The 12100-nt window shown below is 75.7% G+C and carries 13 protein-coding genes; 8 read left to right on the top strand and 5 right to left on the bottom strand.

Annotated features, from left to right (window positions below):
• Positions 1–10: 10 nt before the first annotated feature.
• A complete protein-coding gene (locus Q0967_RS10455) occupies positions 11–1228 on the bottom strand; it encodes a serine/threonine-protein kinase (protein WP_298751549.1) in 1218 nt (405 codons plus the stop codon).
• A complete protein-coding gene (locus Q0967_RS10450) occupies positions 1225–1857 on the bottom strand; it encodes an RNA polymerase sigma factor (RefSeq protein WP_298751552.1) in 633 nt (210 codons plus the stop codon). Before Q0967_RS10450 ends, Q0967_RS10455 begins: the two co-directional genes overlap by 4 nt.
• Before the next feature lie 69 nt (positions 1858–1926).
• Between Q0967_RS10450 and Q0967_RS10445 the strand changes: the two genes are divergently transcribed.
• Positions 1927–2559: an NADH-quinone oxidoreductase subunit C gene (locus Q0967_RS10445; protein WP_298751557.1), complete on the top strand. Its 633-nt coding sequence runs from the start codon at positions 1927–1929 to the stop codon at positions 2557–2559.
• A 3-nt stretch (positions 2560–2562) separates the two neighbouring features.
• Here the strand turns inward: Q0967_RS10445 and Q0967_RS10440 are convergent, their stop codons facing one another.
• The 3 genes from Q0967_RS10440 to Q0967_RS10430 are packed head-to-tail and all read right to left on the bottom strand — an operon-like array spanning position 2563 to position 4396.
• A complete protein-coding gene (locus tag Q0967_RS10440; RefSeq protein ID WP_298751560.1) occupies positions 2563–3006 on the bottom strand; it encodes a GNAT family acetyltransferase in 444 nt (147 codons plus the stop codon).
• Positions 3007–3023: 17 nt separating this feature from the next.
• Positions 3024–3866: a DUF4097 family beta strand repeat-containing protein gene (locus Q0967_RS10435; RefSeq protein WP_298751563.1), complete on the bottom strand. Its 843-nt coding sequence runs from the start codon at positions 3864–3866 to the stop codon at positions 3024–3026.
• 11 nt (positions 3867–3877) lie between these two features.
• Positions 3878–4396, bottom strand: a complete 519-nt coding sequence (locus Q0967_RS10430; protein WP_298751565.1) for a toxin-antitoxin system HicB family antitoxin — start codon at positions 4394–4396, stop codon at positions 3878–3880.
• Positions 4397–4532: 136 nt separating this feature from the next.
• On the opposite strand from Q0967_RS10430, the gene Q0967_RS10425 reads away from it, so the two are divergent.
• From Q0967_RS10425 to Q0967_RS10395, 7 genes are read left to right on the top strand one after another with little or no spacing between them, the layout of a single operon-like run.
• On the top strand, positions 4533–5513 hold the full coding sequence (locus Q0967_RS10425; protein WP_298751567.1) for a complex I subunit 1 family protein: 981 nt from the start codon (positions 4533–4535) through the stop codon (positions 5511–5513).
• On the top strand, positions 5510–6055 hold the full coding sequence (locus Q0967_RS10420; protein ID WP_298751569.1) for an NADH-quinone oxidoreductase subunit I: 546 nt from the start codon (positions 5510–5512) through the stop codon (positions 6053–6055). The genes Q0967_RS10425 and Q0967_RS10420 overlap by 4 nt, the downstream gene beginning before the upstream one ends.
• Positions 6052–6612: an NADH-quinone oxidoreductase subunit J gene (locus Q0967_RS10415; protein ID WP_298751571.1), complete on the top strand. Its 561-nt coding sequence runs from the start codon at positions 6052–6054 to the stop codon at positions 6610–6612. The genes Q0967_RS10420 and Q0967_RS10415 overlap by 4 nt, the downstream gene beginning before the upstream one ends.
• Complete coding sequence (gene nuoK / locus Q0967_RS10410; protein WP_298751573.1) at positions 6609–6968, top strand: NADH-quinone oxidoreductase subunit NuoK; 360 nt, start codon at positions 6609–6611, stop codon at positions 6966–6968. The genes Q0967_RS10415 and nuoK overlap by 4 nt, the downstream gene beginning before the upstream one ends.
• Positions 6961–8979, top strand: a complete 2019-nt coding sequence (locus Q0967_RS10405; protein WP_298751576.1) for an NADH-quinone oxidoreductase subunit L — start codon at positions 6961–6963, stop codon at positions 8977–8979. Before nuoK ends, Q0967_RS10405 begins: the two co-directional genes overlap by 8 nt.
• Positions 8976–10583, top strand: coding sequence for a NuoM family protein (locus Q0967_RS10400; RefSeq protein WP_298751578.1), 1608 nt, complete (start codon positions 8976–8978; stop codon positions 10581–10583). The genes Q0967_RS10405 and Q0967_RS10400 overlap by 4 nt, the downstream gene beginning before the upstream one ends.
• Positions 10580–12049 (top strand): NADH-quinone oxidoreductase subunit N, encoded by a 1470-nt coding sequence (locus Q0967_RS10395; protein WP_298751580.1) that lies wholly within the window; start codon positions 10580–10582, stop codon positions 12047–12049. Before Q0967_RS10400 ends, Q0967_RS10395 begins: the two co-directional genes overlap by 4 nt.
• The last annotated feature ends 51 nt before the right edge of the window (positions 12050–12100 follow it).

The following is a 12100-nucleotide window of genomic DNA, read 5'->3' as shown; positions in this document are numbered from 1 at the left end:
CGGTGCCGGGTCACCCCTGCGCGCTGGCGACCGACAGCCGGTGGACGGCCCGCAGCTCGCGCCCCTGCTCGTCGCGGCCGGTGAGGACGAGGCGGGCCTGGCCGGGCAGGGTGGGGGAGAGGGTGACGGAGGGCTCGTCGCTGAGGAAGCGGCGGTCGGGGAGCAGCCACACCCACGACTCCAGGCCCTCCTGCTCGATGCTGAAGGTGGCGCTGGTGCCGGTGGTGAGGTCCTCCGGGCCGGCGATGCCGACGCTGGCGCTGGAGGTCCGGTCGTCGGGCCCCGCAGCCGCCGCTCCCCACCCGAGGACGGCACCGAGGGCCAGCAGCAGCGCGGCGCCCGCCGCCCGGGCCCGGTGACGCCGGCGGCCGCCCGGGGGGACCGGGGCGGGGGCCGGGCCTCCCGCGCCGGCGGCCGGCTCCAGCGCGGCCCGGACCTCCGTCAGCCAGGTCTCGACGTCCGGCTGCCGGTCCTCGGGGTCGGGCGCCTGCCCCCGGTCGAGGACCGCTCCCAGCGCGGGCGGCAGGTCCGCGTCCTCGCACACCCAGCCCAGCAGCGCCGACAGCGAGTAGAGGTCGGCGCGCCCGTCGACGAGCGCGGGACCGCCCCGCATCTCCGGCGGGCGGAAACCGGTCGTGCCGCCCGCCACGGTCAGCCCGGAGCTGACCGCGAGGTCCTTGCACATCCCGAGGTCGGCGACGAGCACCCGCTCGTCCTCCCCGACGAGCTGCTGCCCGGTGCGTCCCCCGGCGTCCGGCGCGCCGGTGGCTCCGGAGGAGCTGAGCAGGACGTTGGCCGGGCTGAGGTCGCGGTGCACGAGCTGCGCCCGGTGCACGGCCGCCAGGGCGCTGGCCAGGTGCCGGGCGAGCACCAGCACCTCCGCCCGCGACGCGGTCCACCCGGTCGACCGCAGGCCCTCGACCCGCTCGGCGAGCGTGCCGCGGTCGGCGTGCTCCAGGACGTGGTAGGGCTGCTGGCGCTCGTTCTCCCCGATGTCGAAGAGCGTGACGACGTGCGGGCTGCTGACCCGGCGCAGGGCGCGTCCCTCGGTGATGAAGCGCTCGCGCACCTCGGGGTTGAGGCTGTGGTTCTCCGCGAGGATCTTGACGACCACGGGGGCGTCCAACCGGTCGTCGGTCGCCCGGTAGACCGTCGCGAACGAGCCGACGCCGATGACCTCCTGCGCCGTGTACCGTCCCGCGGAGACCTGGCGCGCCGGGGTGGTCACCGGCTGCTCCACTCCGCGGGGTCCAGCGCACCCGCGACCATGGCCCGGCCCCGGGCGATCTGCGCCTTGACCGTGCCGAGGTTGCGGTCGAGCCGGTCGGCGATCTCGGCATAGGTGAGCCCCTCCACGTCCCGCAGGGCCACGGGCTCCCGGTAGAGCTCGGGCAGCGAGGTCAGGGCCGCGCGCACGGTCTCCCGGGTCGCCAGCATGGAGCTCATCCGCTGGGCGGGCCCCTCCTCCTCCGGGGGCAGGGGCGCGGTGGCGCGCTGCCGGCGGAGGTGGTCCACCACCCGTCGCCGGACGATGCTGTGCACCCAGGTGGACACCCGGGCGCCCCCGCGGAAGGACCGGATCGAGCTGGCCACCGAGATGAGCGTGTCCTGGCACACGTCGTCGACGGCGGTGGGGTCGAGCAGCGAGCTGCGCACGAAGCGGCGGACCAGGCCGGAGGTGTCCAGCTGCTCGACGAGGAGCTCGGTGGCGAGCGTCGACCCGCCGGCGGCGAGCCCGGCCAGCTCCTGCAGGAGGTCGTCGGACCCGGCCGCTGGTGCGTCCCGGACGAGGGACCGCGCCGCCAGGGCGTCCCCGGCGAGCACGGCGTCCGACACCCCCGCCCTGGCCTCCCTCACGAGGGTGAGGCTATCGCGCCGGACGCGCGGGGCCACGGACCGCACGACGCCGGGGCTACCCTCGGGGTCATGCCCGGTGACGACCTGCCGCCCCAGACCCGCCGCGTCGACGTCGGGGAGTGGCACGAGGCCGTCCGCTCCGCCCGTGACGAGGGGTATGCCTTCTTCGACTGGCTCTCGGCCGTGGACGAGAGCGACGCCGTGGTCGGGACCGGGACCGGGGCCGAGGACGGGAGCGGGACGGACGCCGCGGCGCGGGACGACGCCGGGGAGGCGGGGCTCCTGCCGGGCGTCGACGTCCTGTGCCACCTGCTGCGGGTCCGTGCTCCCGGCCCGGGCGGGCTGGGCCGGCTCCTGCTGCGCACCCGGGTGCCCGAGGGCGGCGCGCTGCGCTCGGTGACCGACCTGTTCCCCGGCGCGGCCTGGCACGAGCGGGAGACGCACGAGATGTTCGGTGTGACCCTCGAGGGGTTCGACGACGGCACGGGGCTCGGGCTGCGGCCGCTGCTGCTGCCGGAGGGCTTCGAGGGCACCCCGCTGCGCAAGGACTTCGTGCTCGCCGCCCGCGCCTCGAAGCCGTGGCCCGGCGCGAAGGAGCCGGGGGAGGGCCCGGAGGGGTCGGCCCCGCGGGGGCGCCGGCCACGCAGGCGGCTGCTTCCTCCCGGCGTGCCCGACCCGTCCTGGGGCCCACGTCGCGACTAGCGGTCAGCCCGCGTCCTCGCGCAGGCGCTGGAGGTCCTCGTCGAGGAACCTGCCCAGGACCTGCACCCCCTGGTCGACGTAGCCCAGCCGCTCGTAGAAACGTGCGACGGCCTCGTTCTCGGCCCGGATCATGAGCATGACCTTGGGGATGCCCCGGGCCTCGACCCAGCGCTCCGCCTCCGTCACCAGCCTCCGCCCGAGGCCCGAGCCCTGGTGGGAGGGCGCGACGGCGAGGTAGTACATCCAGCCCCGATGCCCTTCGTGGCCGACCATGACGGTGCCGACCACGTCGCCGTCCGCCACGGCGCCGAGCACCGCGGACGCCGGGCCGGACACCGCCATCCGGAAGTCGGTCCGGGGGTCGTTCCAGGGCCTGGTCAGACCGCTCTCCGACCACAGCCGGGCCGCGGCGTCCGCGTGGTCGAGGGACAGGGGGAGGATCTGCATACCTCCATCCTGCCCGCTCAGTGGTGCACGGTGATGTCCCCGGTCCCGGTCCGGACGCCCACGGTCAGGTAGTCCTGGTCCGGCGCCGGCTCGCCCGCGCCCTCGAGGTCGCGCCGCACCTCGCCCAGACCGCTGGACAGGTCGAGCCAGACCGGTATGCCCCGGGGCACCCGCACGCGCACGTCACCGGTGCCCGTGCGCACCGCCAGCTCCCCGTGCGCGTGCGCGACGTCGACGTCGCCGCTGCCCGTCGCGACGGTGGTGTCCTGGTGGCTGTCGTGGACGAGGATGTCCCCGCTGCCCGAGCGGACCTCCAGCGCGCCGGGCCCGGTCGCGGTGTCGACGACCACGTCGCCGGACCCGCTCGTCACCGAGCCGGCGACGAGCCGGCCCACCCGCACGTCCCCGGAGCCGGTGCTGGCGCGCAGGACGCCGACCTCCTCGACCGACAGGTCGCCGGAGCCCGAGCGGACGGTGGCCGCGCCGCCGACGCCCTGGAGCACGACGTCACCGTGGCGGGTGCTGGCCCGCAGCTCGGTGCCCTCCGGCAGGTGCACCTCGACGTGCACGCGTTCGTGGCCGGTGCCGATGGAGAAGGAGCCGATGGACACCGAGAAGCCGCGCCCGCCGCCCTCCGGCGCGACGAGGGCCGGGATGTCGACGAGGACCCGGCCGCGCTGCGAGACCGCCGTGACCGGCTCGAAGTCCACCGGTCGGGCGCAGGACAGGGTCACCTCGGCGGTGCCCGGAGGGGCGTCGTAGCGCACGGCGATGTCGCCGCTGTGGTTCTTCACCTCCAGGAGCACGAGGTCGTCCTCGGTGAACGAGCAGGTCCGGGTCGTCCGGGTCGTGGTGTCCATGTGCTGTCCTCTCAGGCCCAACCGGTGACCCGGCGGGATCGGTGGGGGGTGGTGGCCCGACGGCCGGGGTCGTCGGGCCGGGTGCTGCGGGTGGCGGCACGGACCGCCTGGACGACCCAGGTGTTGAGCGACTGGCCGGCCGCGGCCGCGTGCTGCTCGGCCGCCTGCTTGAGCTGGTCCGGCAGCCGCAGCGACACCCGCGACAGCGTGCTGTCCCCGTCGTCGGGGTCCGCGGGGCGCGGGCCGTGGTCACCGGGTGCCGACGTGGCGCGCCCGTCCTCGCCGGTGCCCAGGGGCCGGACCTCCAGGACCGGGTCGCGCCCCTCCATCCGCAGGGTCACCACCGACTCCTCCAGCTGGGAGGTGATGGCGGCCGCGGCCTCGGAGAGGGCCTGGACGATGGCCAGGCGCACGGCCGGCTCGACCGCCGGGGCGATGCGGTGCACCACCTCGCGGGTCGCGTCGTCGGCCAGGGACGTGGCCCGGTCGAGGTCCTGCGCCACGGCGGAGAGGTACGGCTGGAGCTCCATGACGTCATGATGACACCATCGTGATGTCATTGGCAAGGCGCAGGGCGGGCGGAGGGCGCAGACGTCCGGCCGGTGCCGGGAGGCCGTGCGGTGCGGCGTCGCCCGGCCGGCCGGCTCACTCGTTAGGGTGAACGCGATGCTCGCCGATGTCCCCTGGGCCCTCGAGGCCGTGCTCAAGGCCGCTGCCGTGCTGGTGGCCTTCCTCACGCTGCCCCTGGCCCTCGGCCAGCTCGAGCACAAGCTCATGGGTCACATGCAGGGACGGGTCGGCCCGATGGAGGCGGGGCCGCACGGCGTCCTCCAGCTGGTCGCCGACGGCATCAAGTTCGCCCAGAAGGAGGACATCACCCCCGCGGCGGCGGACCGTCCGGTCTTCCGCCTGGCGCCCGCCGTCGCGCTCGTGCCCTACCTCGTCGCCCTGGCCGCCCTCCCGCTCGGCGCCGCCTGGGTCGCCGTCGACGTCCCGGCCAGCCTGCTGCTCGTCCTGGCCGTCACGAGCGTCGGGGTCATCGGCACGCTCATGGCCGGGTGGGGCTCGGGCAACAAGTACTCCCTGCTCGGTGGGCTGCGGGCCGGCGCGCAGCTGGTCTCCTACGAGCTGCCCCTCATCCTCGCCGCGGCCAGCGTCGCGATGGCGGCCGGCACCCTGTCGCTCACCGGCGTCGTCACCCAGTGGTCGTGGTGGTGGCTGGTCTGGCAGGCCCCGGCCGCGGTGGTCTTCCTCGCGGCCAGCGTCGCCGAGCTCCAGCGCACCCCCTTCGACGCGCCGGTGGCCGACTCCGAGATCGTCTTCGGCCCGCTCACCGAGTACACCGGGCTGCGCTTCGCCTTCTTCCTGCTGGCCGAGTACGCCGGCATGGTCGTCATGGCGCTGCTGTTCACCGTCCTGTTCCTCGGCGGCTGGCGGGGACCCTGGGCGGACGCGGGAGCGGGCGTCGTCGGGGTGCTGTGGACCCTGCTCAAGGCGACCGGCGTGGGCGTCCTCTTCCTCTGGCTGCGGGTCGCCTGGCCACGGGTGCGCGAGGACCAGCTGCAGCGCCTCGCCTGGCTGGTCCTGCTCCCGGTGGCGCTGCTGCAGCTGGCGGTCACCGGCGTCGGGGTGGTGGTCTGGGGATGAACGGCGTCACCGGTCTGCTGCGCGGCCTCGGCATCACCTTCCGGACGCTCACCCGACGCGCGCACACGGTCCAGTACCCGCATACCGAGCCCGAGCTGCCCGAGCGCAGCCGGGGCGTCATCGCGCTGCTGGAGGAGAACTGCACCTCGTGCATGCTCTGCGCCCGCGAGTGCCCGGACTGGTGCATCACCATCGACTCCCACAAGGAGACCCGGCCCCCGGAGACCGAGGGGGGCAAGGAGCGAGCGCACAACGTCCTGGACCGCTTCGACATCGACTTCTCGCTGTGCATGTACTGCGGCATCTGCATCGAGGTCTGCCCGTTCGACGCGTTGTTCTGGGCGCCCGACTTCGCCTACGCCGAGGGCGACATCCGCAACCTGCTGCACGGCAAGGAGCGTCTCGGGACCTTCATGGCCTCGGTGCCGGCGGCCGCCCTCCCCGAGGGCTACCACCGCGCGCCGTCGGCCGTGGTCACGGACCCCGCCGGGTCCGTGACCCCGGGCGAGGACCCTGACGTCGACCCGGAGGCGCAGCGGTGAGCGGCCTGGACGTGCTCCTCCTCGCGGTGGGGCTCCTCACGGCCGGGGCCGCGACGCTGTCGGTGACCTCCCGCCAGGTGCTGCACGCCGCCCTGTGGCTCGTCGTGACCCTCGGCGGGCTGGCCGGGTGCTACCTCGTGCTCGGTGCCGAGCTCGTCGCCCTCGTCCAGCTGCTCGTCTACGTCGGCGCCGTCGTCGTCCTCGTGCTGTTCGCCCTCATGCTCACCCGCGCCGGCGGCGTGCCGGTCGTCACCGGTGTGCCCCAGCGGGTCGCCGCCGGTCTCGTCGGGGCGGGCACGACGGTGGTCCTCGGGGGCGCGCTGCTCTCGGCCTTCGGGTGGGGGAGCGTCGCGATCGACGGCGGTGACAGCACCCAGGTCGCCGCGACGATCTTCGGCACCGACGTCTGGCCCTTCGAGCTGCTCTCGGTGCTGCTGCTCATGGCGCTGGTCGCCGCCGTGGCGGTGGCCCGGGCGCCGGTCGGCGGCCAGGACGACCCCAGCCAGCGACCGGACCCGCCGGCCGAGATCGAGGCCGTCCAGGGGGAGCGGCCGTGATCCGCCCCGCCCTGCCCTACCTCCTGGCCGCCGTCCTCGCCGGCCTCGGGGTCTACGGCATCCTCGCGCGCCGGCACGCGGTGCTCGTGCTCATCGGCGTGGAGCTCGTGCTCGGGGCCGCCGGGCTCCTGCTCGTCACGGTCGCGCAGACCGGAGCGGGGGGTGACCCCGGGGCCGCCGTGCTCACGCTCTTCGTCATCACCATCGCCGCAGCGGAGGTCGTGCTCGCCCTGGCCATCTTCCTCGCGCTGTTCCGTGCGCGCGGCCACGTCGACCTGCACGCCGAGCTGGACGACCGCGCCGACCGGGCCGACCCGGCCGACCGCGTCGAGGGCGAGGTGGGCGGACGTGCCTGACCTGCCCGACATCCCCTGGTCCGACCTGCAGCTGCCCTCGCTGCCGCTGCCCGAGCTGCCCGCCCCCGACCTGTGGGGGTCTCCGGCCCACTGGGCGGTGCTCGCGACCCTGCTGGCCGCGCTGGCCGGGCTCGGGGTGACCGGCCGGTCCAACCGGCTCGCCGCATGGGTCGGCGTCGGCGGCGGCCTGGTCGCCTTCCTCGCCACCTGCTGGCAGCTCTACACGCTCACCCAGATCGAGGGGGCCCGGCGCGGGGTCGGCACCATCGGCGCCCTCCCCCTGGGCGAGCTGGACGTGCCGCTGCGGCTGCTCGTGACCTGGCCGGTGGCGATCGTGGCGTTCACCGTCGCGGCGGTCGCCCTGGTGGTGCAGGGGTACGCCCGCTGGTACCTCTGGTACGACCCGCGGTACCGGCCGTTCGCGGCGACCGTCTCGCTGTTCACCTCGGCGATGCTGCTGCTCGTCCTCTCCGACGACCTGCTCCTCACCCTCGTGGGGTGGGAGGTGATGGGGTGGTGCTCCTACCTGCTCATCGGTCACCAGTCCACCCGCGCGGCCGCCACCCGGGCGGCGAGCAAGGCGCTGCTCGTCACGCGCACCGCGGACATCGGCTTCGTCCTCGGGCTCGTCGTCCTCGCCACCGGGGCGGGCACCACCCGGACCAGCGAGGTCGTCGCGCACTGGGGCGCGGCCGGCACCTCGCCCACCCTCACCGTGGCCATGACCCTGCTCGTCGTCGGGGTCGCCGGCAAGTCCGCCCTGTTCCCCTTCCAGGACTGGCTGCCCGACGCCATGGAGGGGCCGACCCCCGCCTCGGCGCTCATCCACGCCGCGACGATGGTGGCGGCGGGGACGGTCGTCCTGGCCCAGCTCTTCCCCCTGCTGGCGGTGTCCGGCCCGGCCCGGCTGCTGCTGGCGGTGCTCGCCTGCACGACGATGATCGGCGCCGCCGTGCTGGCCTTCGCCCAGGGCGACCTCAAGCGGCTGCTGGCCTGGTCGACCGTGAGCCAGGTCGCTCTCATGCTGGCCGTGCTCGCCGCGGCCACCATGGGGACCGGGCCGGACGCCGCGCTGCAGCACCTCGTCGCGCACGCCTGGTTCAAGGCCCTGCTCTTCCTCACCACCGGGTGGCTCGGCGTCCTCGTCGGGGGCACCGCCATGGCCCTCATGGCCTCCGGGGCCCGGCGCTACCGCGTGCTCCGGCACCGCTTCGGCTGGGGGCTGCTGGCGCTCGCCGGCGTGCCGCCCTTCGTCGGGTTCTTCTCCAAGGAGGCCGTCCTCGGGACGGCCGAGGCCGGCACGGCCGCGACCGACGGCGGTCTCGTCCCGGTGCTCGTCCTGGCCTCCGTCGGCGCCACCGCGCCGCTGACCGCCGCCTACTGCATGCGGGCCTGGCTGGTGCTCAGCCGTCCCACCGCCGTCCAGGGGCACGCGCGCCTCTACGAGCCGGGGCCGGTGGAGCGGATCGACGACTTCTTCGACGAGCCGCAGGTGGTCCAGGAGGCCGAGGGGGTCGAGCGTGCCGAGGCCGCGATCAGCTCCTCCGCCCGCATGGGCACGTCCGCGCTCATGCTCATGACGCTCTTCGGCGGTCTCCTGCTGCTGCTGCCGGTCTGGGGCCCGCAGGTGCACGTGGACCTGCAGCTGCTGGTCGCGACGTTGCTGCTCATGGTGGTGAGCGCGCTCCTCGTCCGGCTGGCCGCGGGGGGCGTGCGGACCCGGGACGCGGCGGCGCGCATCCCGGCGGGGGTGAGCCTGGCGGCCGAACGCGGTCTGCACGCCGACCTCGCCTACCGTGCGGTCGTCGCGACGCCGGTCCTCGCGCTGGCCCGGGCGGTCGCGTGGTTCGACGACCAGGTCCTGGACTCCTGGGTGCGGGGCGCGGGTCTGGGGGCCCGCCTGCTGGGGCGCGCGGGTGACCTGACCAGCCCGCGCCGGGCCACGCCGGGCCTCGCCCTCGTGCTGGGCGGGATGCTCGTGCTGGGCGTGATCGGGGTGGTGACCGCGTGAGCGGCGCCGCCGGCCGGGTGCGCGAGGACCTCCTCGCCCTGGTTCCCGACCTCGGGGTCTGGTGGTACGCCCTCGCCCTCCTGCCGTTGCTCCTCGCGGCGGCGCTGCTGCTCGGCCTCGGCCGCCGGCGGGTGCCACCGGGGCACCGGGTCGTGCACCGGGGCTCGATGGCCACCGCCGGTCTGAGTGCCCTGGGGGTGGCCGGGGTCGCGCTGGACCGTCCCGTCCTCGAGCTGAGCTGGATCCCCAGCCTCGGCGTGTCCTTCAGCCTGCGGCCCGACGGGCTGTCCGTCCCGCTGCTGCTGCTCACCGCGCTCGTGGGCGTCGTCGCGACCGCCCTGCACCTTCACCCGGCGCGGGAGCCCAGGCCCGAGCCCGTCGACCTCGCCGACACGGACCCCACCTCGCCCATCCCCGTGGTCCGTGGCGAGGACGTGCCCGGCCTCGCGACCTACCACGCGTGCCTGCAGGTCGTGCTGCTCGGGGCCCTCGTCGCCTTCCTGGCCGGGGACGCCCTCGTCTTCTTCATCGGTTTCGAGCTGGTGCTCGTGCCCATGTGGGTGCTGGTCGCCCGCTACGGCGACCCCGGCAGCGACCGGGAGGGGGCCGCGCTGCGCTTCCTGCTGGTCACCGTGGTGGGGTCATCGCTCGTGCTGCTCGGCATCCTGGCCGTGGCGTCCGCCACCGGCACCACCGACCTGGCGCTCTGGGCGGCGGAGGGGGGTGCCTCGCTCGGTCGCGGCTCCCAGCTCGCGGTCGCGGCGGTCCTCCTCGTGGGTCTCGGGCTCAAGATCCCCGTCTTCCCGCTGCACACCTGGCTGCCGTGGGTCCACGCGACCGCACCGACGGCCGGGTCGGTGCTGCTCGCGGCGGTCCTGCTCAAGCTCGGGACCTACGGCGTGGTGCGTCTGGTCGTCCCCGTCGTGCCCGAGGGCTTCGCGGCCTGGTCGCCGCTGCTGGCGGGCCTCGGCGTCACCGGCATCTTCTGGGCCTCGTTGGTCTGCCTGGTCGAGCGGGACCTCAAGCGCCTCATCGCCTGGTCCTCGGTCGCCCACCTCGGCTTCGTCGTGCTCGGCCTCGCCACCGGCACGCAGGCCGGGCTGCAGGCGGCGCTCTTCGGCAACGTCGCCCACGGCCTCGTCTCGGCCCTGCTCTTCGTGGTGGTGGGGGGGCTGAAGCACCGGTGGGGCAGCGCGGACCTGGGCCGCCGACGCGCGGCCGTCCGCGAGGTCGCGCCCCGCCTGGGGCTCGCGCTGGTGCTGGGCATGGCCGCGTCCAGCGGACTCCCCGGGCTCGCCGTCTTCTGGGGGGAGATCGGCTCCGTCCTGGCCGCCTGGGGCCCTGCCGCCGACCGGCCTGAGGGCTGGTTCCGCGCGTTCGCCGTCCTCGCGGCGGTGGGCGGGGCGCTGGCGGTGGCCTACACGGTCCGGGTGCTGCGCGAGGTGTGGGCCGGCGACCGGGTCGAGCCCCGGGTCCCGGACGCGGAGCTCACCGAGCGGACCGCGCTGCGAATGCTCGGTCTGCTCGTGCTGGTCCTGGGGCTGGCGCCGACCCTGCTGCTCGGTGTGACCGCCCCGTTCGTCGAGGGGGTGCTGGCCCGATGAGCCTGGAGCTCGGTCTCGTGTCGGTCCTGCCCGTCCTGGCCCCCGTGGCCGCGGCGGTGCTCGTCCTGCTGCTGGACGTCGTCGTGCCCGGGCGGCGTGAGCCGCACCTCGTGCTCGGCGCCGGCGGGCTCGTCGCGGGGCTCCTGGGGGCGCTGCCCGGGCTGCGGGTGGGGGCTGGCGAGGTCCGCTCGGCGCTGTGCCTGCCGGGCGGCTGGTGCGCCTACCGCGCCGACCACCTCGTCTCCGCGCTCCAGGTGTGCGCCCTCGGGGCCGCCCTCGTCGTCCTCGTCCTCACCTGGCGGGACTGGGCGGCGCCCGGCCGCGACGGCGGCCCGGAGGGCACCGGCAGGGCGCCGGTCGTCACGGCCCTGCTGCTGGCGGCGACCGCCGGGGTCGTCGCGGTCCCGGCCTCCGGCGACCTCGGCTCGCTCCTCGTCTCCCTCGAGCTCGCGACGCTTCCCACCGTCGCGCTGGTCGCCCTGGTGCGGACCACGTGGGCCGCGGACCGCCGCGCCCGGGCGGTGGACGGCGCGGTCTCCCTGCTCACCACCTCCCTGGTCTCCTTCGGGCTGCTGGCGCTGGGGGCGGCGCTCTGGGTCGCCGCGACCGGGAGCACCCGCTTCGACGGTCGCACCCAGGTGGACCACCCCCAGCTCGTCGTCCTGGCCGCGGTGCTGCTCGTGGCCGGGCTGGCCTTCAAGCTCTCGGCGGTGCCCTTCCACGCCTGGACGCCCATCACGTATGCCGCCGCGCCCCTCCCGGTGACCGCCTACCTCGCCACCGTCTCCAAGGTGGCGGCGCTCGGCGGGCTCGTGGTCCTCGTCCGCGCCCTCGGGGCGGTCGACGGCGCCACGCTCGTCGCCGTCGCCGTGCTCGCCGCGGCCTCGATGACGGTGGGCAACCTCGTGGCGCTCGTGCAGCACGACACGGTCCGGCTGCTGGCGTGGTCGACGGTCGCGCAGGCGGGGTGGGTGCTGCTGCCCCTGGCCTCGGTGTCCGCGCAGGCGGCCAGCGCGGCGGGGTCCTACCTGGTCGTCTACGTCACCGCCACGACGTTGGCGTTCGTCGTCCTCGCCGCCGTCGTCGCCGTGGCCCCGGTCGCGCGACCCACCTCCTTGGAGGCCCAGCGCGGCCTGCTGCGCACCCATCCGCTGCTCGCGCTGCCGCTGGCGCTGGCGCTGCTGACCCTCGCCGGGCTGCCCCCGGCCGTCGCCGGCGTGGTGGCCAAGGTCGTGGCCCTGCGACCCGTCCTCGGGGACGAGACGTGGTGGCTCGCCCTGGTCGCCGCGGTCAACATCGCCCTCGGGCTGGCGGTCTACCTGCGCTGGGTCGCCGTCCTGCTCGCGCCGGCCCCCACCGAGGCCGGCCCCCCTCGGTCCCAGGTGCCGACGCGTCTCTGGGCGCTGACCGGGGTGCTCACCGCGGTGCTCGTGGTCGGCAGCGTCCTGCCCGTCGGTGCCCTGTGACCGCGGGCGCGGGGCGCTCCGAGGGGTGGCGCACCTGGGCCGAGGTCCCGG

This window comes from uncultured Serinicoccus sp. (genome assembly GCF_947500995.1).
Lineage (GTDB): Bacteria > Actinomycetota > Actinomycetes > Actinomycetales > Dermatophilaceae > Ornithinicoccus.
This window is presented reverse-complemented; position numbering and strand designations above follow the sequence as displayed.